The sequence below is a fragment of the Kitasatospora sp. NPDC085895 genome, from assembly GCF_040702125.1.
Classification (GTDB): domain Bacteria; phylum Actinomycetota; class Actinomycetes; order Streptomycetales; family Streptomycetaceae; genus Kitasatospora; species Kitasatospora arboriphila.
Genome location: NZ_JBFBJY010000020.1, coordinates 54694 through 77314, shown reverse-complemented (window position 1 = coordinate 77314; position 22621 = coordinate 54694). Strand labels below are relative to the sequence as shown.

The following is a 22621-nucleotide window of genomic DNA, read 5'->3' as shown; positions in this document are numbered from 1 at the left end:
GAGCCGGCCGCCCCCGTGGCGGACGGCGCGGCGGCGGACGGTGCGGCGGTCGCGGTCGTGGACGAGGGTGCAGCGGCGCCGTTCGAACCGGACCCGCCGCACGCGGGGAGCAGGAGGACGGACGCGAGCCCGCAGACGGCGGTTGTCCTTCGTATGAATGGATGTGTCACGGAGGACAACTAAATCATCATCAGATCGCCTCGTCGGGTAACGGTTTGCGATCGTCGCAGGCGGTCGGGGCGCACTTCGCGCGAGGGCGCGTGCGCCCCGGCGCGCCGGTTCACCCCAGCTGGGCCAGGCCCTCGGTGGCGATCTCCTCGAACACGGTGAGGTCGTTCTCGAAGATCGAGTCGGGGACGGGCCAGTGGATCACCAGCTCGGTGATGCCGATCTCGCGGTAGGTGCCGGCCCAGTCCACGAAGGCGCCCAGCGACTGCAGCGGCTTCTCGGCCGTCGAGCCCTGGAGCAGCACCTTCTCCAGCTCGGCCACGTCGCGGCCGCGGGCCTCGCACGCCGCCGTCAGCTTCGCCAGCTGCGCGGCGACCACCGCGGGCGCCTGCTCCACCGGAACGTCCGCCGGACCCTTCGGGTCCCCGTACGTCACCCAGCCCTGGCCGTACTCGGCCGCGAGCCGCAGCCCGCGCGGGCCGGTCGCCGCCACGTAGAACGGCAGCCGCGGCGTCTGCACGCAGCCGGGGATGTTCCGCGCCTCGACGGCCGAGTAGTAGGTGCCCGCGCTGGTCGTGGAGTCCTCGCGCAGCAGCTCGTCCAGCAGCGGCAGGAACTCGCCGAACCGGTCCGCCCGCTCCTTCGGCGACCACGCCTCCTGCCCGAGCGCCGTCGCGTCGAACCCGATCCCGCCGGCCCCGATGCCCAGCGTCGTCCGGCCGCCGGACACGTCGTCCAGCGTGATGAGCTCCTTCGCCAGCGTCACCGGGTGGCGGAAGTTCGGCGAGGTCACCAGCGCCCCGAGCCGCATCCGCTCGGTCGCCGTCGCGGCGGCCGTCAGCGTCGGGACCGACCCGAACCACGGCTCGTCCCGGAACGACCGCCAGGACAGGTGGTCGTACGTGTAGGCGGCGTGGAAGCCGAGGTCCTCGGCCCGCCGCCAGATCTTCTGCCCCTCGCTCCACCGGTGGATGGGAAGGATCACGGTGCTCAAACGCATGCCCCCGACCCTACGGGACCTCCGGCGCGAGAGCCGTGGCGGCGGCCGCGAGGTCGGCGGGCGAGGTGCTCGACCACCGCTGCGAACGAGGCACTCGCCGTCCTCGGAATCGTGCTGATCGTCGGCACCGCGCCGGGCTGGTTCCCGCTGGGGACGACCCATTCGTACGCCACGTGCCCCAGCTGGCAGGAGTCCTGATGATCGGACGGGGAGCGCTCCGGGTCGCCCGGTCGCGGACGGGTCAGGACGGCTCCTGACCTTGAGCGCCCGGTGACCTGAGGAGCCGGACGGCCGGGAGGTCTTCACCGCGGCACGTGACGGCTCGGCCCGCTCCCGGTCCTTCGTCCCCGGCCCCCGGCGGCGGGGCGTCGGCCGCGCCTTCTACGCTTCGGTCTCGCGCCGCGGCCGCGGCGGGTCGAGGGGAGGGGACCGGCAATGAGCAGTGGCGGGGACTGGCGGGGGCCGCACCACGGGCCCGGTGCTCCGGGCGGGGTGCCCTGGGGGTACGTCGTGGAGGCGCCGAAGCCCGGGGTGGTGCCGCTCCGGCCGCTGGGCGTCGGCGAGATCATCTCGGGCGTCTTCACGACCGTGCAGCGCTACCCGGCCGCCCTGCTCGTGCCGGTGATGTGGACGGCCCTGGCCGCCGTCGCGGCGTTCGGCGCATTCGCCGCCGTCGCCGCCGTCGCACTGGACGGGCCGTGGCAGGCCGTCCACAACGACGAGCTGCCCTCCACGGCGGACGCGGTCGCCGTGGCGGCGACCGTCGCCGGCGCCTTCCTGCTCCTCCTGGTGGTCCTGGCGGCACTCTCCGCCGTCTCCTCGGCGACCGCCACGGTGGTGGTGCGGTACGCCGTGATCGGCCGCAGGGTCTCCACCCGGGAGGTCTGGGCCGAGGCACGGCCGGTGCTGTGGCGGGTGCTGGCGACGCAGCTGCTCACCGGCCTGATCTGCGCGGGCATCCTCGTGGCCTCCTTCGTGCTCCCGGTGCTCGCCGGGCTGCTGTTCGGCTCCGAGGCGGGGATCGTCCTGGGCGCGCTGTTCTTCCTCCCGGGCTGGGTGGGCGCGGTCTACGTGCAGGTGCGCCTGGTCCTGGAGGTGCCCGTCCTGGTGCTGGAGGACGCCCGGCCGGTCGCCGCGATCCGCCGCGCCTGGCGGCTGAACGAGGGCAACTGGTGGCGCAGCCTGGGCATCCCGTACATCGTCGGACTGGTCGGTTCGTTCGCCGCCCAGATCGTCGCGGTGCCGTGCATGGTGGTCGGCATGTTCGTGCTGTTCGCCTCGATGGGGAGCACGGCGGCGGGAGACCCGTACGCGCAGGCGTCCCCGCCGAGCGTGGCCGCACTGGTGACCTTCGCCTTCTGCACGGTGATCGGCGTCGTGCTCGCCACCGCACTCACCGTGCCCCTGACGCCGCTCACCAACGGCCTGCTGTACATCGACCGCCGGATCCGGCGCGAGAGCCTGGACGTCGCCCTCGCCGAGGCGGCGGGCCTGTCCGCCCGGCCGGCCGCGTACGTCCCGGGCCAGCCCGGCGCCCCGGCCGCCGAACGACCCGCGGCGGACGGGCCGACGGGGAAGCAGGAGCCGGGCGAGGACTGACACCGGCAGAACCGCCGCTCGTTGCGGTTCGATCACGACGTGTCGGACATGGGTGGACCTCGCGCGGAATGTCTCCGGGAACTCGATTGTCGGCAGGGTCGCCGCGCTCTCATAATTCCGTGTCACGCGTGGTCAGAGGCTCGGACGGCGGCGAACGGGGGTGCCCGTCCGGAGCCCGCGCGCGGCAATCCGCCTGCCTTTTACGGGGAGTCCCTTGTCTGCGCCCGAAAACGCGCCCGTGCCCGAGAGCGCGCCCGCGCCCGAACCCGCCGGAGCCCCGGCCGCGCCCGAAGCTCCGGCCTCACCGGGCGCCGAGATGCCCGCACCCGCCGCTGCTGCAGAGGGTTCTGACGGCCGGGCCGTTCCGGCCCGCGCCGTGACGGTGCGGCAGCTTCCGCGCGCGGCCCGGGTGGTGCTGGCCGCGGTCGGCCTGCTCGCCGTGACGGCGGCCAGTGCCACCGCCACCGTGGCCGTCGGACGGTCCGACGACCCGCCGCGGGCCGTCGCGGCACCGTCCGCCGCCCCGGCGGCCACGGTTTCCGCCACCCCGTCCCCGACGCCGTCCCCGGCAGCGCCCTCGCCCTCGCCGACGCCCTCCCCGGCGAGCACCGTGCACGGCACCGTCGACGGCTCCACGCACGGCGGCGACATCCGCTACTTCCTGCTGCCGATGCCGGCCGGCGCCGAGTCCTACGGGGCCTCGGACGGCACCACGCTGAGCACCGACGACGTCGCCGGGCAGTTCGGCAACGCGTCGGAGATGCCGGAGATCCTCCGCTCGTACGGTTACAAGGACGACGCCGCGGATCGCCGCTACCGCACCGCCGACGGCACCCAGGAGGTGTACGTCCGGCTGCTGCGCTTCAAGAGCCGGCAGATGGCCAAGGAGTTCGCCGACGGGCTGAGCTTCAAGCACGGCGACACCTTCGACATCGCGGGCGACGACAGCGCCAAGGGCATCATGCTCAAGCCCGAACAGGAGGCCTGGACGGGGAAGATGGTCGGCGTCTCCTTCTCCGGTGACGTCCAGTACGAGATCACCGTGTACGTGAAGGGCACGCCCGACAGGGCGCTGCTGGTCGACGCGATGAAGCGCCAGCGCGAACGGCTGGCCACCGGTGGCTGAGCCCAGGCCGGAGACGGATCCGGCGACCTCCCCCTCCGAGCAGGAGCACCCCGTGACCACCGACATCCCGGCGTCCCCCGACACCGGCACCGAGGCCAGCACCGACACCGGCACCGAGGCCGGCACCGGCACCGGCACCGGCACCGAGACCGAGACCGAGACCGAAGCCGCAGCCCCGGTCGCGCCCGGCCGGGCCCCGCGGACCGCCCGGCTGCTGCTCGCCGCCGTGGTGCTCGGGCCGGTGCTCGGCGCCGGCATCGGCTACGCCGTCCAGGCCGCCAGGCCCGAGACGCCGCTGCCGCCGCTCGCCGTCGAGACCCTGCACTACCCGGCGCAGTCGCTCGACCCGGCCGCCGCCGCGGCCGCCGAACCCAAGCCGCTCGCCATCGACGGCGACCTGCGGAAGCTGCTGATCGGGCGGCCCGCCGACGCCGAGGAGTGGGACAACTACGGCTACGGCGACACCGGCGTGGGCTGGCTCGGCGCCGGCGACAAGGCGATGATGGTCGGCGATTCGGCCGGCGAGTTCCGCCGCCTGATGCAGCACCACTTCCGGCGGGACGCACTGCTCGCCTACCGCCGCGGCGACGTGCACTACCGGATCGAGCTCATCCAGTTCGGCGCGGACGACATCGGATCGGCCGCCTCGGCGTTCACGATCGTCGTCCCGCAGAACGGCGGGACGATCGAGGGCACCGTCAACGGCCACTACGAGGCCCCCGCGGAGCCGGAGCACTACGCCGACAGCACCGAGGAGTACTACTCCGCCCAGGCGACGGCCGTCCGCGGATCCGTCGTCATGCGGATCGAGATGTTCTCCCCGAAGCCCGTCGACGGCCAAGAGATCAAGAACCTGGCGATCCGTCAGTGGGAGCGGCTGAAGTGAGCGACACCACCATGAACCCGGCCGCCCCCGAGCCCGCAGCGGAGCCCGCCGCCGAGCTGCCGCCGGCACCCCCCGAGCAGCCCGCACCGACCGCACCGACCGCACCGCCGGCACCCGCCGGGCCGGGCCGGGCGCGGGTGCCGTTCGCCGTCCGGGCCACCGCGTCCGTGGCGGCCGCGGCACTGCTCGGCGTCGGCATCGGCCTCGGCATCCTCCACACCGAGCAGGACGACCGGCCCGCGGCGTCCGCGTCCGCGGCTCCCTCGGGTGCGCCGTCCGCCCCGGCCACGCCGTCCTTCGGCGCCAAGCAGGGCGGCAGCCACTTCGGGTCCATGCGGGACCTGCTGCTCCCGGTGCCGGCCGGCTTCCACCTGGGCCCGGACTCCGGTCAGTTCGGCAACGACACCGAACTGACCGAGGAACAGCGCAAGGCGTGGGTCGAGGACGAGGTCCGCGGCCTGCCCGCGAAGCTGCAGGACGGCGTCCGCAAGGCCTGGCAGCAGTCCGTCCTCAAGGGCGGCGGCGTGCGCGGCCTGGCGTCCGACGACGGCAGCCTGCAGGTGACCGTCTGGCTGCTGCAGTACCACCAGGACGCCGTCCGGGCGCACGACGCCTGGGTGGCGGCGCTCGGCTCGGACTCCGGGTTGTTCCGCGGCGGACCGCAGATCCCGGGCCACCCCGAGGCGCACTGCTACCTGCCGCACCTGGCTCCGGGCGCGGAGATCGACGAGCTGGAGTGCTCGGCCGCGGTCGGCGACCTGCGGGTGGTGCTGAGCGTGCAGGGCATCGCCCCGCTGCCGAAGGACCGCATCGTCCCCCTCTTCGCCCAGCAGCTCGACCGGCTGGCCATCCCCGGAGCGTCCGCATGACCGACACCACCGCCCCCGTGCCGCCGACCCCGGAACCCGCCCCGGAAACTCCCACCGCGGAAACCTCCGCCGCGGAGATGACCGCCGCCGAGGCGTCCGTGGCCGGGACGCCCGCGCCCGGCGACGCCTGGGGCCGCGCTCCCGAACTGCTGGAGTCGGCGGGCGCCGGCCGCCGCCGCAGCCGGGCCACCCTGCTCCGCTGGGGCGCGGCCGCCCTCGTGCTGCTGCTGTCCGGCACCGGGGCGGCGCTCGCCGTCGCCGCGCCGGACCGCACCGACATCCCGGGCCTGGCCACCCCCAACGACGGCCGGTACGCCTTCCCGCCGCTGACGCTCCCTCCGCTGCCGTCGGGCAAGCCCGCACCGGACGACGCGGCCTCGTACGGCCGCCACTTCGCGGACCTGCGCGGTCTGCTGCTGCCGCTGCCCGAGGGTGCGGTGCCGGAGCGGCCCGCCACCGGCGTGCCCGCACCGGCGGCACCGGCGAGCGGTACCCCGGCGAGCAGTGCGCCGTCCGCCGGCGCCCCGTCCGCCGGTGCCGCCGGTGGCGTGTCCTTCGTCGCCTGCGCCGACTACACGGCGGGCAACGCGGCGAAGGCCCGGCTGGACGCGGGAATGACCGAGTTCGCCTGCCGGACGGCCACCCGCAGGACCTGGACGGCGGCCGACGGCACCCGCACCGACATCTGGCTGTTCCGGTTCGGCTCGCGGGGGGAGGCGAGCGGCATGCTGGCCGAGCTCGGCTCGTCCCAGCCCGCGGGCGTGTCCGAACTCGGCTTCTCCGACGTCGAGGTCGACCCGTCGCTCGGCGTGGCCACCCTGTCCGTGCGGGCGTCCGAGGAGAAGGCGAAGGGGCAGCCCACCGCCCGCGCGGCCTTCCTGGCGCAGGGCGACGTCGCCGTGAGCATCGTGATGACCAACCCGGCCGGGGTGCCGCTGCAGGCCTACCGGCAGGTGACCCTGCTGCAGTCGCAGATGCTGCGGTGATTTCCGGGCTGATGCCTGGCCGAGGCCGGGCCGACGACCGGTCCGGGCAGGTCACGGGCGGCGGCGACCCCTAGGGGACGTCGCCGCCCCGTCATACCGGAGGATCACGCCGGGCTCGTCATCCCAGCTCATTCCCGTGGGGGCGCCGCACCACTACGTTGAGGGGCGTGTCCACAGTCATCGCAACGGACGGCCTCACCAAGAGGTTCCCCCGGGTCACCGCCCTCGACCAGCTGACCGTAGAGGTGCAGCCCGGGGTGGTCGGCCTGGTGGGCGCCAACGGGGCGGGCAAGTCCACCCTGATCAAGATCCTGCTCGGGCTCTCCCCGGCCACCTCCGGCACCGGCCGCGTGCTCGGCCTCGACATCGCCACCGAGGGCGCCGCGATCCGCGAGCGGGTCGGCTACATGCCCGAACACGACTGCCTGTCGCCGGACGTCTCCGCGACCGAGTTCGTGGTGCACATGGCCCGGATGGCCGGCCTGCCCGCCGCGGCCGCCCGCGAGCGCACCGCCGACATCCTGCGCCACGTCGGCCTGTACGAGGAGCGCTACCGCCCGATGGGCGGCTACTCGACGGGCATGAAGCAGCGGGTCAAGCTCGCCCAGGCCCTCGTCCACGACCCGCAGCTGGTGCTGCTCGACGAGCCGACCAACGGCCTCGACCCGGTCGGCCGCGACGAGATGCTGGGCCTGATCCGCCGGGTGCACACCGACTTCGGCATCTCGGTGCTGGTCACCACGCACCTGCTCGGAGAGCTGGAGCGCACCTGCGACCACCTGGTGGTGATCGACGGGGGCCGGCTCCTGCGGTCCTCCTCCACCGCCTCCTTCACCGAGGCCACCCAGGTCCTCGCGGTCGAGGTGACCGACCACCCGCAGGACGCCCTCGCCGACCCGGACGCCGCCGTCCGCGAGCGCCTCGCCGCGGCCGGGCTCTCCGTCGCCATGGACGGCTCCCGGATCCTGCTCGTCGAGATCCAGGACGACAGCACCTACGACACCGTCCGCGACACCGTCGCCGACCTCGGGCTCGGCCTGGTCCGCCTGGAGCAGCGCCGCCACCGGGTCGCCGAGATCTTCACCCAGCCCGCCGACCGCGCCGAGCGGACAGGAGGTCCCGCAGATGCATCCGTCTCCTGACGCCCGCACCGCCGCCGACGGCGGAGTGATCCACAACATCGGCTACCGCCGTTACGAGGGCCCCAGGCTGGGCCGCGGCTACGCCACCCGCTCGCTGTACCAGCAGAGCCTGCGCGCCGCCTTCGGACTCGGCCGCTCCGGCCGCTCCAAGGTGCTGCCGATGGTGGTGCTGGCGCTGCCGCTGCTCCTCGCCCTGATCGTGGCCGCCATCCAGATCTTCATGAAGATGGAGAAGCCGATCATGGACTACCCCGGGCTCCTGGGCTGGATCGGCGTGCTGACCTGGATCTTCCTCGCGGCCCAGGCGCCGGTGCTGCTCTCCCGCGACCTGCGGCACCACACCGTCCCGCTGTACTTCTCCCGCCCGATCACCCGCGCCGACTACGTGCGGGCCAAGTTCGCGGCGATGACCAGCGCGATGATGATCGTCATGGCCGGCCCGCTGCTGGTGCTCTACCTCGGCGCGCTGCTCGGCCGGATGGACTTCGGCCACCACACCGTCCACCTGCTCTACGGCTTGGTCACCGCCCTGCTCTACGCGGTCGTCTACTCCGCGATCGGCCTGCTGATCGCGGCGTGCACGCCGCGCCGCGGCTTCGGCGTCGCGTCGATCATGGGCGTGATGGCGGTCAGCAGCGTGATCGCCCGGATCGTCTACGTGCTGGCCGGCGGCGAGTGGGCGGAGGTCCCGGAGAAGGCCAACTGGGCCGCGATGCTCTCGCCGAGCTGGCTCGTCGAGGGCTTCACCAACCAGGTCTTCGGCCTGGTCGCCAACTCGCGCGTGGTGCACGCCCCCGGTGCCGGTGCCGCCCTGCTCTTCGGCGCCGAGATCCTGCTGCTCGCCGCAGCCTGCTACTGGTTCACCGACCGCCGCTACCGGAAGATCTGAGAGCTCGCCATGGCCGTCATCACCATCGACCGGGTCTCCCGCTGGTTCGGCAACGTCGTCGCCGTGAACGACGTCTCCATGCAGATCGGGCCGGGCGTCACCGGCCTGCTCGGCCCCAACGGCGCCGGCAAGTCCACCCTCATCCACATGATGAGCGGCTTCCTGCCGCCGTCCGCCGGCGAGGTCTCCCTCGACGGCGTCCCGATCTGGCGCAACCAGGAGGCGTACCGGGCGATCGGCCTCGTCCCCGAGCGGGAGTCGATGTACGACTACCTGACGGGCTGGGAGTTCGTCCTCGCCAACGCCGAGCTGCACGGCCTCGCCGACCCGGCCGCCGCCGCCCGGCGCGCCCTCGGCCTGGTCGAGATGGAGTACGCCCAGGACCGGAAGACCGGCACCTACTCCAAGGGCATGAAGCAGCGGGTCAAGATGGCCTCCGCGCTCGTCCACGACCCCGCCGTGCTGCTGCTCGACGAGCCGTTCAACGGCATGGACCCGCGCCAGCGCCTCCAGCTGATGGAGCTGCTGCGCCGCTTCGGCGCCGAGGGCCGCACGGTGCTCTTCTCCTCGCACATCCTGGAGGAGGTCGAGCAGCTCGCCCGGCACATCGAGGTCGTGGTCGCCGGACGGCACGCGGCCTCCGGCGACTTCCGCAGGATCCGGCGGCTGATGACCAGCCGCCCGCACCGCTACCTGGTCCGCTCCAGCGACGACCGCCGGCTGGCCGCCGCACTGATCGCGGACGGCTCCACCGCCGGCATCGAGTTCGACGGGCAGGAGCGCGCCCTGCGCATCCAGGCCGTCGACTTCCAGGGCTTCACCACCCTGCTCCCCCGGGTCGCCAAGGACGCCGGCATCCGGCTCTACACCGTCTCCCCGGCCGACGAGTCGCTGGAGAGCGTCTTCTCCTACCTCGTCGCCTCCTGAGCCGTCCCGGACCGTCCCCGGACCTCCCAGGACCGTCCCCGAACCGGCCGGACCCGCCGGCACCCACGCCCGAACCACGCCCGAAGGAAGGCCGAACCGTGAACGTGACCGTCGCCAGGCTGACCGTGCGCGGCCTGCTGGGGCGCCGCAGCGGCATCCTGCTGCTGGTCGTCCCCGCCCTGCTGCTGCTCGTCGCCGTCATCGCCCGGCTGACCGCCGACACCCCGGAGGACCTCGCCGCCACCGTCCTCGGCCGGCTCGGCATGGGCACCCTGCTGCCGATCCTGGCGCTGGTGGTCGGCACCGGCGTGATCGCCACCGAGATCGAGGACGGCTCGATCGTCTACCTGCTCGCCAAGCCGCTGCCCCGGCACTGGATCATCACCACCAAGCTGACCGTGGCCGTCGCCGCGACCTGGCTGCTCGCCGCCGTGCCCACCCTGATCGCCGGCCTGGTGCTCTGCGGCACCCGGGACGGCCTGGCCGTCGCCTACACCGCCGGCACGCTGGTCGCCGGCACCGCCTACAGCGCGCTCTTCCTGCTGCTCGGCGTCGCCACCCGGCACGCGGTGGTGGCCGGACTCGGCTACGCGCTGGTCTGGGAGAGCCTGGTCGGCAACTTCGTGCCCGGCGCCCGGACGCTGAGCGTCCAGCAGTGGGGCCTGTCGGTGGCGAAGTCGATCGCAGCCCGGGGCTCGATCGAGGCGGACGTGGCGCTCACGGTCGCCGTCCCGCTGCTGGTCGTCGTCGTGGTGGCCGCCACCCTGCTGGCCGCCGTCCGCCTCGGCGGCCTCACCCTCGCCGGGGAGGAGTGAGGCACCCGCGGCACGGGGACGGGGACGTCAGCGGACGGTGACGTCCCGTCCCGCTCCCCAGCCCGCCGCGGCGGCGGCGCCCGCCAGCACCAGCAGCAGGGCCAGCGGCACCGTCCACCCGCCGGTCGCCTGGTGCAGCGCACCGGCACCGACCGGCCCGGCCGCCGCCACCAGGTAGCCGACGGCCTGCGCCATCCCGCTCAGCCGGGCGGCGCCCGCCGCGCTGTCGGTGCGCAGCACGATGAAGGCCAGAGCCAGGCCCAGCGAGCCGCCCTGGGCGACGCCGAGGACGGCGGCCGCCGCCCACGCGCCGGAGACCGGGGCGAGCAGCAGGACGGCGATGCCGACGCCGTTGAGCACGGCCATCGCCGCGGCCAGCGCCCGCTGCCGGGTCATCCGGCCGGCCACCAGCGGCACCAGGAAGGCCCCGGCCACCTGCACCAGGTTGGAGAAGGCGAAGACCAGGCCGGCCTCGCCGCGGTCCATCCCGTGGTCGGCCAGCACCGTGGGCATCCAGGCGACCAGGCTGTAGACCAGCAGCGACGAGATCCCCATGAAGGCGCTGATCTGCCAGGCCGCCCCGGAGCGCCACGGGCCGCGGCCCGCCGTGCCGGGAGCCGTCCGCGGAACGGCCGCGGGGACGGCCGGCGCCGGCGCCCGGCGGGCGTGCAGCATCTGCGGCAGCCAGGCCAGCGCCGCGACCAGCGCCAGCAGCGACCAGGCACCCAGCGAGGCGCGCCAGCCGCCGCCGAACGCGTGCTCCAGCGGGACGGACACCCCGGCCGCCAGGGTGGCGCCGACCAGCATGGTGGTGGAGTAGACGCCGGTCATCGCGGCCGCCCGGTGCGGGAACTCGCGCTTCACCAGGGCGGGCATCGACACGTTCAGCACGGCGATCGCCACGCCGATCACCACGCACCCGGCGTACAGTGCGGCCGCCGAGGGCAGCACCCGCAGCAGCACGCCCGCGCCGAGCACCAGCACCGCGCCGAGGACGACGCGCTCGGCACCGAAGCGCCGGGTCAGCCGGGGGGTGAGCGGCGCTCCCACGCCCTGGAAGAGCACCGGCACGGTGGTGATCAGACCGCTCGCGGTGGCGGAGAGGCCGAGGGAGCGCTGGATCTCCCCGACCATCGGTGAGATCGCCGCCAGGCAGGCCCGCATGTTCAGGGCGACGAGGAGGATGCCGGCGAGCATCAGCGCGGGGTGCGCGAGAGCGGTGCGGGTACGGACCACCGGGGTGGCGACGGGCTGCGGGGTGCGGGTGACGGCCATGGTTGGCAGAGCTCTTTCGAAGTCGGTGCGTCAGAGGTCGGGAGTGCGGGGGCGGGTGCTCGGCCCCGTCGTCACTTCCGGGCCGCGATGGCGGCGATCAGCTGCTCGACGGCGGCCGTCGGCCCCGCCAGCAGCGCGCGACAGGCCGTCTCGGCCCGGTCCGGGTCGCCGCTCTCCACCGCGTCGACCAGTGCCTCGTGGGTCTCCAGCGAGACCTCGGGCATGTCGTGGTCGCCGAAGGCCGTCCGCATCGCCTCGCGCACCGAGGCGCCGAAGTAGCGGTACAGCTCGGCCAGCGCCGGGTTGTGGGCGGCCTCGACCACCGCGGTGTGGAACTCCAGGTCGTGCTCGACCGTGGCCTCGCGGCCGGCCCGGTCGGGGTGGGCGGCCATCACCTCGGCCTCCCGGGCGAGCGCGGCGCGCATCCGGGCGACGTCCTCGGGGGTGTGTCGGACGGCGGCCAGCCGGGCGGCCTCCGCCTCCAGCGCGGCGCGGACCTCCAGCACGTCCCGGACGCCGGAGCGCTGCACGCCGCGCAGCACCGCGCCCGGATCGGTGGTGGAGCGGACGAAGGTGCCCTCGCCCTGCCGGGAGACCAGCATCCCGGAGTGCACCAGCACCCGGATCGCCTCGCGCACGGTGTTCCGCCCGACCTGCAGGCGCTCGGCCAGTTCGTGCTCGGTGGGGATGCGCTCCCCGACCGGCCACACGCCCGCGCCGAGTTGTTCGCGCAGCTGCTCGATGGTCTCGTCGACCAGGGAGCGGCGCCCTGCGGCGTGCAGTCCGTCGGTGCGGCCGGGCATGGCGGGGCTCCCTTCACGAGTCGGAGGTCGGCTTGCCCAGTCATCCTACAACTGGACTGGTGCGGCAACCGACCTAGAATCGGCTACTCCCGAGTTCGTCGCATCTCCTCCGAGAGTCGGCCACGGGACTTGTCCGATTGTGCAATCGGCGGCCCGGACCGTGACTCTTCAATGATGCCTTTATATGCTCCGCAGAAGCTCACGCGGCAGTACTCCACCAGGGTGCGTTGCTGCGGCACGTGTTGGCTGCGCCGGTGGAAGGTGTACGAATGTCAGGCCAGAGGGCGGGGGCGTCGGACCACGACGCCGGCTGGTGGCACGACGATGCCCCGTACCAGGACGGCTACCGCCACGACGCCCCGCGCCGCGACGACGCCTTCACCGCGCCCCCGCGCCGCCCCGCGGCACCGCGGCCGCGCCGCAGCGAGGAGCAGGACCCGCGGGGGCCCCGCCAGGGCGGCCGCGCCGATGCGCGGCGCGGTCAGCAGGGCGGCCGCGGCGGCGGCGACGACGGCTCCGGCGGCGGCCGGGCGGACGCCCGCCGGGCCCGCAAGCGGCCGAAGGGCCGCAAGAAGGTCGTGGTCTGGGTCGCGGTCGCCACGCTCGGCCTCGCCACCGCCGCGGGCGGTGCGCTCTACCTGAAGTTCAGCGGCAACATCAAGGCGTTCGACGGCGACGGCCTCAGCAAGAACCGGCCCGACGCCGCGAGCCCGGACGCCAACGGCCACACCCCGATCAACGTCCTGCTGATCGGCTCCGACTCGCGCAGCGGCGACAACAAGGACCTCGGCGGCGGCGAGGACGGCGGAGCCCGCTCGGACACCACGATCCTGCTGCACGTCTACGCCGACCACAAGCACGCCGTCGGCGTCTCCTTCCCCCGCGACGCCCTGGTCGAGATTCCGCCCTGCAAGCTGCCCGACGGCTCGTGGACGAAGAAGAAGACCGACGTCATGTTCAACAGCGCCTTCTCGACCGGCAACACCGAGGAGGGCAACCCGGCCTGCACCCAGAACACGGTGGAGGCGCTCACGAACATACGCGTCGACCACACCATGGTGGTGAACTTCGAGGGCTTCTCCGCGATGACCTCGGCGGTCGGCGGCGTCAACGTCTGCCTCCCCAACGCCATCTACGAGGGCGACCTCAACCCCAACCTGGGCAGGAAGGGCAAGCAGCTCTACCCCAAGGGCGAGCAGAAGGTCGAGGGCAAGGCCGCGCTCGACTACGTCCGGCTGCGGCACGGCATCGGCGACGGCTCCGACGTCGGCCGGATGAAGCGCCAGCAGGCCTTCATGGCCTCGCTGATCAAGAGCGTCAAGAGCAAGGGCATGGACCCGACCACGCTGCTGCCGCTCGCCGACGCCGCCACCAAGTCGATGATCGTCGACCCGGGCCTCAACTCCCCGGCCAAGCTGATCTCCTTCGCCATGCAGATGAAGGACATCGACCTCCACAACATCAAGTTCCTGACCACGCCGTGGAAGTTCTCCGGCGCCCGGATCGACCTCGTCCACCCCGACGTCGACACCCTGTGGCAGGCCCTCAAGGCCGACCGCACCCTGGACGGCCAGGACGCCAGCGCCGACACCGGCGCCTCGGCCCCCGCAGCCCCCGCCCCCAGCCCCACCCCGGTGACCGTCGACGGCTCCGGCATCAAGGTCGGCGTCTACAACGGCACCCTGACCAGCGGGCTCACCACCAAGGCGGCCTCCACCCTCACCGGCTCCGGCTTCACCATCGCGGCCCGCGGCAACGCCGCCGCGCAGAACCACGAGAAGACGCTCGTGCAGTACGGTCCCGGCCAGAAGGAGGAGGCCGAGCAGGTGGCCAAGCTCTTCCCCGGCGCCACCCTGCAGTCCTCCACCAAGGCCGGCGTCAGCCTGGTCCTCGGCACGGACTACGCGACCGGGTCCGGGGGCGCGGCCGGTGCGGTGCCCAGCACCCTGCCGTCCAGCGTCGCCAAGGAGGCCCGCTCCGCCGACGACGACCCCTGCTCCAACGTCAGCTACGGCTGACCGGGCCGCGCCGGGCCGGTACCACCGGCCCGGCGGCCCGCCGTGCGGACGGGCGGCGGCGGGCCCGGCTCAGGCCAGGCCGAAGACCCGCTCCAGCACCACGGCCACGCCGTCCTCGTCGTTGCCGGCGGTCACCTCGTCGGCCACCGCCCGCAGCTCCTCGTGCGCACCCGCCATCGCCACCCCGTACGAGGCCCAGGCGAACATCGGGATGTCGTTCGGCATGTCGCCGAAGGCGATGGTCTCGGTGCGCTTCACCCCGAGCCGCATCGCGGCCACCGCCAGGCCGGTCGCCTTGGACAGCCCCGGTGGCAGCAGCTCCACCACGCCCGGACCGGCCATCACCACGCCGACCAGCCCCCCGGCCGCCTGCACCGCGGCCGCCGCGAGGGCGTCGTCGGAGAGCTCCGGGTGCTGGACGTACAGCTTGGCCACCGGCTCCACGAGCAGCTCGTCACGGGCGGCGTGCACCACCGGCAGCTCGGTGCCGATCCGCAGCCGGAAACCCGGGCCGGCCAGCACCTTGCCGTCCAGGCCGTCCTGGTTGGCGGCCACCGCCAGCGGGCCGGTCAGCTCCTCGATCGCGGCCAGCGCCCGCGCGGCCACCTGCCGGTCCAGGGTGAGCGAGGTGAGCAGCCGGTGCGCCCCGGCGTCGTACACCTGGGCGCCCTGGCCGCAGACCGCCATGCCGGTGTAGCCGATCTCGTCGAAGACCGGGCGCGCCCAGGCCGCCGAGCGGCCGGTCACGACGATGTGCCGGGCCCCGGCGTCGACCGCGCCCGCGAGGGCGTCCAGCGTCCGCGCGCTCACCTTCTCGGCGGAGGTGAGCAGGGTCCCGTCGAGGTCGGTGGCGACCAGCCGGTACGGCAGGCCGCCACCGGGGGCGGTGCTCACTCGGCGACGGGCTCGATCACCGAGCGGCCGCCGAGGAAGGGCCGCAGCGCCTCGGGGACGACCACCGAGCCGTCGGCCTGCTGGTGGTTCTCCAGGATCGCCACGATGGTGCGCGGGACGGCGACCAGGGTGCCGTTCAGTGTGGCCAGCGGGCGGACCTTGCCCTCCTCGCGCATCCGGATGGAGAGCCGGCGCGACTGGTACTCGGTCGTGTTGGAGGTCGAGGTGACCTCGCGGTACTTGCCCTGGGTCGGGATCCACGCCTCGATGTCGAACTTGCGCGCGGCGGAGGAGCCGAGGTCGCCCGAGGCGACGTCGATCACCCGGTAGGGCAGCTCCAGCGCGTTGAGGAAGTCCTTCTCCCACTGGAGCAGGCGGCGGTGCTCGGCCTCGGCCTCCTCCGGGGAGGTGAAGACGAACATCTCCACCTTCTCGAACTGGTGGACCCGGATGATGCCGCGGGTGTCCTTGCCGTAAGTGCCCGCCTCACGGCGGAAGCAGGACGAGAAGCCCGCGTAGCGCAGCGGCAGCCGGTCCGCGTCGAGGATCTCGTCCATGTGGTAGGCGGCGAGCGGGACCTCGCTGGTGCCGACCAGGTAGCGCTCCTCCTCGGGGAGGTAGTACACGTTCTCGGCGGCCTGGCCGAGGAAGCCGGTGCCGTCCATGGCCGCCGGGCGGACCAGGGCCGGGGTGATCATGGCGGTGAAGCCGGCCGCGGTGGCCTGCGCCATCGCCATGTTGACCAGGGCGAGCTCCAGCAGCGCGCCGACGCCGGTCAGGTAGTACGAGCGGGCACCGGCGACCTTGGCGCCGCGCTCGGTGTCGATCGCGCCCAGGATCTGGCCGAGCTCGACGTGGTCGCGGGGCTCGAAGCCCTCGGCGGCGAAGTCGCGCGGGGTGCCGACCTCCTCCAGCGTGACGAAGTCCTCCTCGCCGCCGACCGGGGCGGCCGGGTCGATGAGGTTCGCCAGCGAGCGGAGCAGGCGGTCCGCCTCCTCCTTGGCCTCGTTCTGCTCGGCGTCGGCGGCCTTCACCTCGGCGGCGAGGTCCTTGGTGCGCTGGAGCAGCGCGGTCTTCTCCTCGCCCTGGGCCTTGGCGACCAGCTTGCCGAGCGACTTCTGCTCGTTGCGGAGCTCGTCGAAGCGACTGCCCGAGGACCGGCGCCGTTCGTCGGCGGAGAGGAGGGCGTCGACGACGTCGACGTCCTCACCACGGACGCGCTGCGAGGCGCGCACTCGGTCGGGGTCCTCACGGAGCAGGCGAAGGTCAATCACGGGCCAAGCGTACCGGTGGCCGGGCCCCGGACCGGAACCGGTTTCCCGGGGTTTCGCGCCGAACCCGCGGCCGACCCGCCCGACCCGTGCCGGGGCAGGGTCACGGCCGCCGTCCGTGATTCACTGTTTTCGGAACCGACCGGTGACTCCGCCTGCTTTGCCCTTTCCCGTCCGGGATTCTGCGAGCCTGTCCGGCGGTGTTCCGTCCGGGGGCGCGACCGGGGCCGTGGAGAGCCGCGGACGCCCTGGGGATAACCCCCGCGATCCTGTGGATAACCCCTGTGGGGAACCGTGCCCGAGGGCGTTTGTCCACAGGCCCTGCTCCGACCCTGTGGACGAACCGAAAGCCGGGGCGTGCGGCGCGATTCACGGAGGAATTGAGGTTTGAAACCTCGATGAGCCTTCTCGGGTGAGGGAATTCGCTCGCTCGAACAGGTGATTTGCTGACAGAAGGGTGACTCTGGTGCGATGAGTCGCCTCTGCAGCTAAGTGTGATGATCTGACCAGTTCGGGTAGTGGCTATACCGTTTTGTCGACTCGGCCCGCGGCCTGTGGATAACCCGGAACGCGTGCACCCTGTGGACGAAGGGTCCGACCTGTGGATGAACGGCCGCCCCGCGGCCGTCCCACCACCGTGACCGAACCGGTCAGAGCTCCCCGCGACCGTCCAGGCAGCGGGACAGCCAGTCCGCCGCCTCCGAGAAGTCCGCGTCGGTCGTGCCCGGCCGCACCGGCCGCTGACTTCCCCGGTCCGCCCGCGGGTACGACCCGAGGAACCGCACCTGCGGACAGATCCGCTTGAGGCCCATCAGCGCCTCGGAGACCCGCCGCTCGCTCAGGTGCCCCTCGCAGTCGATCAGGAAGCAGTAGTTGCCCATGCCCTCGCCGGTGGGCCGGGACTCGATGCGCATCAGGTTGATGCCGCGCACCGCGAACTCCTGCAGCAGCTCCAGCAGCGCACCCGGGTGGTCGTCCGGCAGCCAGACCACCATCGAGGTCTTGTCCAGCCCGGTCGGCGAGGAGACCCGGCCCGGCCGGCCCACCAGCAGGAAGCGGGTGGTCGCGTTCGCCGCGTCGTGGATGTCGCTGACCAGCGGCTCCAGCCCGTACAGCGCGGCCGCGAACTCGCCGGCGAAGGCGCCGTCGAAGCGGCCCTCCTGGACGAGCCGGGCGCCGTCCGCGTTGGAGGCCGCCGCCTCCCACTGGGCGTCCGGCAGGTTCGCCGCCAGCCAGCGCCGCACCTGCGGCTGCGCCACCGGGTGGCTGGTGACCGTCTTGACGTCGGCCAGCGAGGTGCCCGGACGCACCAGCAGCGCGAAGGTGATCGGCAGCAGCACCTCGCGGTAGATCATCAGCGGCGCGCCCGAGGCCAGCTCGTCGCTGGTCGCGGTGACGGCGCCCTCCACCGAGTTCTCCACCGGCACGAACGCCCCGGCGGCCTCGCCCGCCCGGACGGCGTCCAGCGCGGCCGGGACGGAGGCGAGCGGCACCAGCTCGCGGGTCGCCGCCTCCGGCAGCGTGCGCAGCGCGGCCTCGGTGAAGGTGCCTTCCGGCCCGAGATAGGTGTAGCGGGTCGCCGACATGCCGCCTCCGTACGCGGTGGTGCTGAGCAGTACTCGGCCTGCCACCATAGTCACTCCCGGCGCCCGGCCGGACACCGTTCCGCCCAGTGGTCGCCCGTCCCGGTCGGCCGCGCGAGGGGCGCGGCCGACCGGGACGGGCCGTGGTCAGCCGACCTTCAGCTGCTCGGTGGCCGTGCTCTGGTCGATGTCCGAGGAGCGGACGGTCACCGACACCACCCAGTTCCCGGCGAGCGGCAGCTGTGCGGTGCCGGACCAGCGCCCGGTGCCCTGCGCCGCCAGCGTGACCGGCAGCGGGCCGAGGTCCCGGTCCGGCAGGGTGAAGGCGAGCTGCACCTCGGGCACCGAGACCGGCTTGCCGGACTTGTCGTCCAGCTTCAGGGTCACCTCGTTCGGCCCGGTCGCGACCGGGTTCACCGTGACGGTGGCGGTGCCCTTGGCGTTCGGGGTGCTGCCGCCGGTGTCGTACGGCAGCTTCAGCTCCACCGTCCGGCCCGGCACGGTGCTGGCCCCGGCGGTGGGCGACTGCGAGGTCGCGGCGACCGCCTCGGCCACCCGGCCGGGCGGCGAGTTGGTCAGCATCGTGGTCACCACCAGCACGGCGACCGCGACCGCCGACTCCAGCAGCACCGTCCGCCGCAGCCCGGTCCGGGCCGGCCCGCCGTCGCGGGTGCGCCGTTCGGAGGCCCGGTCGCGGGCGGCCCGCTGACGGGCCAGCTGGGCCAGCCGCGCAGGGTCGTCCCCGCCCTTCCCGCCGTCCCCGCCCTTCCCGCCCTTCCCGCCGTTCGCGGCCGCCGTCGCCGCACGCTTGCCGCCGACGGCCGCCCCGGCGCCGGTCTCCCGCTCCGCCGTCCCGTCGGAGGACTTCCCGCTCGTCGCCCTCCCGCCCGGGGCCGTCGCGCCGGCGGCCTCGTCGGCGGTCCCGTCCGTCCCGTCCGCGGTCGCGCCGGCCGTCCGGAGCCGGGCCACCCAGGCGCGGGAGATCCAGGCCAGGCCGACCATGCCGGCCACCAGACCGGTCTTGATCAGCAGCAGCCGCCCGTACTCGGTGTCGACCAGCGCGCCCCAGCTGCCCAGGCCGCGCCAGGCCTGGTAGACGCCGGTCACGGTCAGCACCGTCACGGCGGCCAGCGCCAGCTTGGAGAACCGCTCGACCGCCGCGGCCGGCACGCCGTGCCGCAGCCCGACCAGCAGGGTGGCCAGACCGCCCAGCCAGAACGCCATCGCCAGCAGGTGCAGGGCGGCGGTGGGCAGCGCCAGCGGCACCTGGATGCCGACCGAGGAGTGGTCGGCGCCGACCCAGGTCGCGCTCAGGGCGACGGCGAGCACCGCCCCGCCGACGCCCAGCCCGAGCCGGGCGTCCCGCAGCGGCCGGTCGGCGGCGCGCCGCTCCAGCGCCCGCAGCTCCGCCTCCTCGCCCTCCTCGGTGCCGGGCTCCGCGGCGGCCGCAGGCTCCGCGGCGTCCCCGGTGTCCCCGGCGCCGGACGGGTCCTGGGCCGTCCGGTCCTGGCCGAGCTGGCCGACCAGCAGCGACAGGAACACGCCGCCCGCGGCGAGCAGCAGCAGCCGGGCGGCGAGCGCGGTCCCGATCCGCTCGTCCAGGGTGGCCCGCACCAGCGACAGGTCGAAGGCCTGCGAGATCCCGGTGCCGCGCTCGTACGGGCCGCGCAGCAGCAGCACCGCGACGGTGGAGACCAGCAGCGCGATCCAGCCGGTCATCAGCAGCCGCTGCACCTGGTGCACGGCGACCCCGCGCGGCCAGCAGATCAACACGAAGGCGGCCGCGCCGACCAGCAGCGCGAAGGCCGCGTAGGCGACCGTCCGGGCGGTGCCGTAGGCGGCCGCGACCACGGCGTCCGGTTCGGCGCCCTGCACCGCGGAGGCCGAGACCGTGGTGTCCGAGGGCGCGCCGATGGAGAAGGTGAACGCGCCGCCCACCGGGTGGGAGTCCTCGGAGACGGCCCGCCAGGCGACGGTGTACGTACCGTTGCCGATGCCCTGACGCAGCGTCACCCGGGCGCTGGCCTCCTTGCCGTCGGCGTGGGCCGCGTCGCCGTTGTCGACCTGCTTGCCGGCCGGGTCCAGCACCCGCACCGAGTCGGCGGTCAACGAGACGCCCTCGCTGAAGGTCAGCGTGACGGCGGCAGGCGCGGTGGCGGTGACCGCGCCCTGCGCCGGGTCGGTGGAGACCAGCGTGGCGTGCGCGGCGGCGGTGCCGGCGCCGCCGAACAGCAGGGCGACGGCCGCCGCCAGGACGGCCAGCAGCGCCGCGACTCTCCTCGGCATCAGTGTCAGCTCCCGGGCCGGTAGGTGAGCGGCTTCACCGGCACGGTGACGGTGATGGTGCCGCTCTTGGCGAAGGTGAGGTCCAGTTCCAGTTCGTCCCCGACGACGGGCGGCTTCTGCCATCCCATGATCATCAGGTGGTGGCCGCCGCGGGCCAGTTCCAGTGCGCCGTGGGCCGGCACCTGGAGGCTGTCGACCGCGGTCATCGTCGACTCGCCGGAGGTGTGCATGGTGACGGAGCCGGCGTCCGGGCTGGTCACCGCGACGAGCCGGTCGGCCGCCCCGCCGTCGTTGCGGACGGTGAAGTAGCCGGCGCCCATCCCACCGGGCAGCGCCGGCACCGGGACGTAGCTGCCGACGATGCTGAGGTCGGCCCGTCCGTCGTCGGATCCCGTTCCGCACGCGACGAGTATCGTCCCGGTGGCCAGCACCGCGGACAGTCCCGCGCCGATCAGCGCGGAACGCCGGAACGCCCGGCTCACGCCGGCACCCCCTTCGCCAGCAGCGCCAGGTCGTGGCTGTAGGTCTCGACCGTGCTGCTGCCCATCCACAGCACGTGGGCCTTGTCGTCGGAGGGCAGGAAGGCCAGCACCTGGGCGCCGTGCGCCGAGGTCACCGAGCCGTCGGCGTTCACCACCGGGTCCTGCACGGCGACGCCCACCGTCCGGGCGGCGGTCTTCACCTTGGCGAGGTCGCCGGTGAGGCCGATGAAGCCCTTGCCCATCGAGTCCAGCCAGGTGCGCAGCACCTTCGGCGTGTCCCGCTCCGGGTCGGTGGAGACGAAGACGACGTCGATCTTCTTCTGCTCCTCGGCGGACAGCTTCGACATCGCCACCCCGATGTCGCCCATGGTCGTCGGGCAGACGTCGGGGCAGCTGGTGTAGCCGAAGAACAGCACCACGGGCCGGCCGGCGGTCCGCTTGCGCAGGTCGAACGGCTGCCCGGAGGTGTCGGTCAGGACGAGGTCGGGCTTGTCGAAGTGCTTGCTCAGCACGCTGCCCCGGTACGCGGAGCTGCTGCTCTCCTTGCTGACCTTCGCCGCGCCGGTGCCGCCGCCCCCGGAGGAGGAGCAGGCGGTGAGCGCGAGGGCGGCGGACAGGGCCAGGGCGGCCGCGCCGAGCAGCCGGGCCTTCGGACGGGGGGTGTGGGCCATGGCGTTGGGACTTCCGATCGTGCGGGGCGGGGGATCGGCCCGGCGGGCCGCACCGGGGTGCGGCCCGCCGGGCACCGGGTCAGGAGGCGGGGCCGCTCTTGCGGCGCAGACCGGCCACGCCGAGCGCGGCACCGATCACGCCGACCACGATGCCCACCACGCCGAGGGTGCGGGCGGTGGAGTCGTCGGCCTTGGCGGCGGCCTGGTCGCCGGAGGCGTCCTGGGAGGCGTGGTGGTCGGCGGCCGGCGCGGCGGAGGCGGCCGCGGCGGCCTTGGTGAGGGTCAGCACCGGGGCGGGCTTGGCGGGCTCGGGCTGGCCCTCCTTGGCCTCCTCGATCCAGCGGACGACCTCGCCGTCGTCGTAGGTCTGCAGGGCCTTGAAGGTCAGCTTGTCGGTGTCGGTCGGCAGGGCGCCGAGCGAGACCCGGAACTCCTGGAACTGGCCGGGGGCGATCTTGGTGCCGGCGTCCGCGGTCCAGGTGATCTTGGAGACCGCCTCGGTGATGTCCTTGCCGTGCGCGTTCAGCGGCTTGTCGAGCTTGGACTTCTCCAGGACGGCCGTCCAGCCGGGCAGCGGCTGGATCCGCACCGAGGCCATCGGGTGGTCCATCGGCAGGCTGACCTCCAGCTTCACGGTGGAGGCGGTGTCACTCTCGTCCGGCACCCGGAACGCCACGGCGGTGTAGCCGCCCTGCGGGACGCTGCCCGGCTGGACGGTGACGTGGGCGGCGGCCGGCCCGGCCAGCGCGACGACGGCGGCACCGGCGACGGCGGCGGCGAGGGCGGTCCGACGGGCAGGAGTGGTACGCATGATGGGCTCTCCCAGGGGAGCGGGGCGCACGGCGGCGACGGGGCCGCACGGGTGCGCGGGGCTTGGTGGTGGTGCTGGTGATGGCCGTCCCGCATCGGTGCGGTCCGGTCGGCAGCGCGC

20 protein-coding genes are annotated in these 22621 nt (G+C 73.9%); 10 read left to right on the top strand and 10 right to left on the bottom strand.

Going from position 1 to position 22621, the window contains the following annotated elements:
* Positions 1 to 280: 280 nt before the first annotated feature.
* The gene (locus tag AB0442_RS15680; protein ID WP_366163229.1) at positions 281 to 1168 is read right to left on the bottom strand and encodes an LLM class flavin-dependent oxidoreductase; all 888 of its coding nucleotides are present in this window, start codon (positions 1166 to 1168) and stop codon (positions 281 to 283) included.
* A 435-nt stretch (positions 1169 to 1603) separates the two neighbouring features.
* Between AB0442_RS15680 and AB0442_RS15675 the strand changes: the two genes are divergently transcribed.
* The 9 genes from AB0442_RS15675 to AB0442_RS15635 all read left to right on the top strand — a co-directional run bounded on the left by AB0442_RS15675 (position 1604) and on the right by AB0442_RS15635 (position 10407).
* Positions 1604 to 2767 carry a hypothetical protein gene (locus AB0442_RS15675; RefSeq protein ID WP_366163227.1) on the top strand — a complete coding sequence of 388 codons (1164 nt, stop codon included), beginning with the start codon at positions 1604 to 1606 and terminating at the stop codon, positions 2765 to 2767.
* Positions 2768 to 3143: 376 nt separating this feature from the next.
* Positions 3144 to 3893, top strand: coding sequence for a hypothetical protein (locus AB0442_RS15670; protein ID WP_366163226.1), 750 nt, complete (start codon positions 3144 to 3146; stop codon positions 3891 to 3893).
* A gap of 52 nt (positions 3894 to 3945) precedes the next feature.
* Positions 3946 to 4779 carry a hypothetical protein gene (locus AB0442_RS15665; RefSeq protein WP_366163225.1) on the top strand — a complete coding sequence of 278 codons (834 nt, stop codon included), beginning with the start codon at positions 3946 to 3948 and terminating at the stop codon, positions 4777 to 4779.
* Positions 4776 to 5648, top strand: a complete 873-nt coding sequence (locus tag AB0442_RS15660; protein WP_366163223.1) for a hypothetical protein — start codon at positions 4776 to 4778, stop codon at positions 5646 to 5648. Before AB0442_RS15665 ends, AB0442_RS15660 begins: the two co-directional genes overlap by 4 nt.
* The gene (locus AB0442_RS15655; protein WP_366163222.1) at positions 5645 to 6634 is read left to right on the top strand and encodes a hypothetical protein; all 990 of its coding nucleotides are present in this window, start codon (positions 5645 to 5647) and stop codon (positions 6632 to 6634) included. The genes AB0442_RS15660 and AB0442_RS15655 overlap by 4 nt, the downstream gene beginning before the upstream one ends.
* A gap of 167 nt (positions 6635 to 6801) precedes the next feature.
* Positions 6802 to 7776 carry an ABC transporter ATP-binding protein gene (locus AB0442_RS15650; protein ID WP_366163221.1) on the top strand — a complete coding sequence of 325 codons (975 nt, stop codon included), beginning with the start codon at positions 6802 to 6804 and terminating at the stop codon, positions 7774 to 7776.
* On the top strand, positions 7760 to 8665 hold the full coding sequence (locus AB0442_RS15645; RefSeq protein WP_366163220.1) for an ABC transporter permease: 906 nt from the start codon (positions 7760 to 7762) through the stop codon (positions 8663 to 8665). The genes AB0442_RS15650 and AB0442_RS15645 overlap by 17 nt, the downstream gene beginning before the upstream one ends.
* Positions 8666 to 8674: 9 nt before the next feature.
* Positions 8675 to 9592: an ABC transporter ATP-binding protein gene (locus AB0442_RS15640; protein ID WP_344624368.1), complete on the top strand. Its 918-nt coding sequence runs from the start codon at positions 8675 to 8677 to the stop codon at positions 9590 to 9592.
* 98 nt (positions 9593 to 9690) lie between these two features.
* Positions 9691 to 10407, top strand: coding sequence for an ABC transporter permease subunit (locus AB0442_RS15635; protein WP_366163219.1), 717 nt, complete (start codon positions 9691 to 9693; stop codon positions 10405 to 10407).
* A gap of 27 nt (positions 10408 to 10434) precedes the next feature.
* Here the strand turns inward: AB0442_RS15635 and AB0442_RS15630 are convergent, their stop codons facing one another.
* Positions 10435 to 11682: an MFS transporter gene (locus AB0442_RS15630; RefSeq protein ID WP_366163218.1), complete on the bottom strand. Its 1248-nt coding sequence runs from the start codon at positions 11680 to 11682 to the stop codon at positions 10435 to 10437.
* Between the two features lie 71 nt (positions 11683 to 11753).
* Positions 11754 to 12485: a FadR/GntR family transcriptional regulator gene (locus tag AB0442_RS15625; RefSeq protein WP_366163217.1), complete on the bottom strand. Its 732-nt coding sequence runs from the start codon at positions 12483 to 12485 to the stop codon at positions 11754 to 11756.
* A 269-nt stretch (positions 12486 to 12754) separates the two neighbouring features.
* Here AB0442_RS15625 and AB0442_RS15620 point away from each other — a divergent pair, with 269 nt between their 5' ends.
* The gene (locus tag AB0442_RS15620; RefSeq protein WP_366163216.1) at positions 12755 to 14503 is read left to right on the top strand and encodes an LCP family protein; all 1749 of its coding nucleotides are present in this window, start codon (positions 12755 to 12757) and stop codon (positions 14501 to 14503) included.
* Between the two features lie 69 nt (positions 14504 to 14572).
* Here AB0442_RS15620 and AB0442_RS15615 read toward each other — a convergent pair whose 3' ends face one another.
* The 7 genes from AB0442_RS15615 to AB0442_RS15585 form a co-directional block, all read right to left on the bottom strand.
* Positions 14573 to 15397, bottom strand: a complete 825-nt coding sequence (locus AB0442_RS15615) for an HAD family hydrolase (RefSeq protein ID WP_366163214.1) — start codon at positions 15395 to 15397, stop codon at positions 14573 to 14575.
* Positions 15394 to 16671, bottom strand: coding sequence for a serine--tRNA ligase (gene serS / locus AB0442_RS15610; protein WP_366163213.1), 1278 nt, complete (start codon positions 16669 to 16671; stop codon positions 15394 to 15396). Before serS ends, AB0442_RS15615 begins: the two co-directional genes overlap by 4 nt.
* A 647-nt stretch (positions 16672 to 17318) precedes the next feature.
* Positions 17319 to 18254, bottom strand: a complete 936-nt coding sequence (pheA, locus tag AB0442_RS15605) for a prephenate dehydratase (RefSeq protein ID WP_363542863.1) — start codon at positions 18252 to 18254, stop codon at positions 17319 to 17321.
* Between the two features lie 144 nt (positions 18255 to 18398).
* Positions 18399 to 20537, bottom strand: a complete 2139-nt coding sequence (locus AB0442_RS15600; protein ID WP_366163212.1) for a FixH family protein — start codon at positions 20535 to 20537, stop codon at positions 18399 to 18401.
* 5 nt (positions 20538 to 20542) lie between these two features.
* Entirely contained in the window at positions 20543 to 21019 is a 477-nt protein-coding gene (locus tag AB0442_RS15595) for a copper chaperone PCu(A)C (protein ID WP_366163210.1), read from the bottom strand.
* Positions 21016 to 21690, bottom strand: a complete 675-nt coding sequence (locus AB0442_RS15590; protein WP_366163208.1) for an SCO family protein — start codon at positions 21688 to 21690, stop codon at positions 21016 to 21018. The genes AB0442_RS15595 and AB0442_RS15590 overlap by 4 nt, the downstream gene beginning before the upstream one ends.
* A 79-nt stretch (positions 21691 to 21769) precedes the next feature.
* On the bottom strand, positions 21770 to 22501 hold the full coding sequence (locus AB0442_RS15585) for a YcnI family protein (protein WP_366163206.1): 732 nt from the start codon (positions 22499 to 22501) through the stop codon (positions 21770 to 21772).
* Positions 22502 to 22621 lie beyond the last annotated feature (120 nt).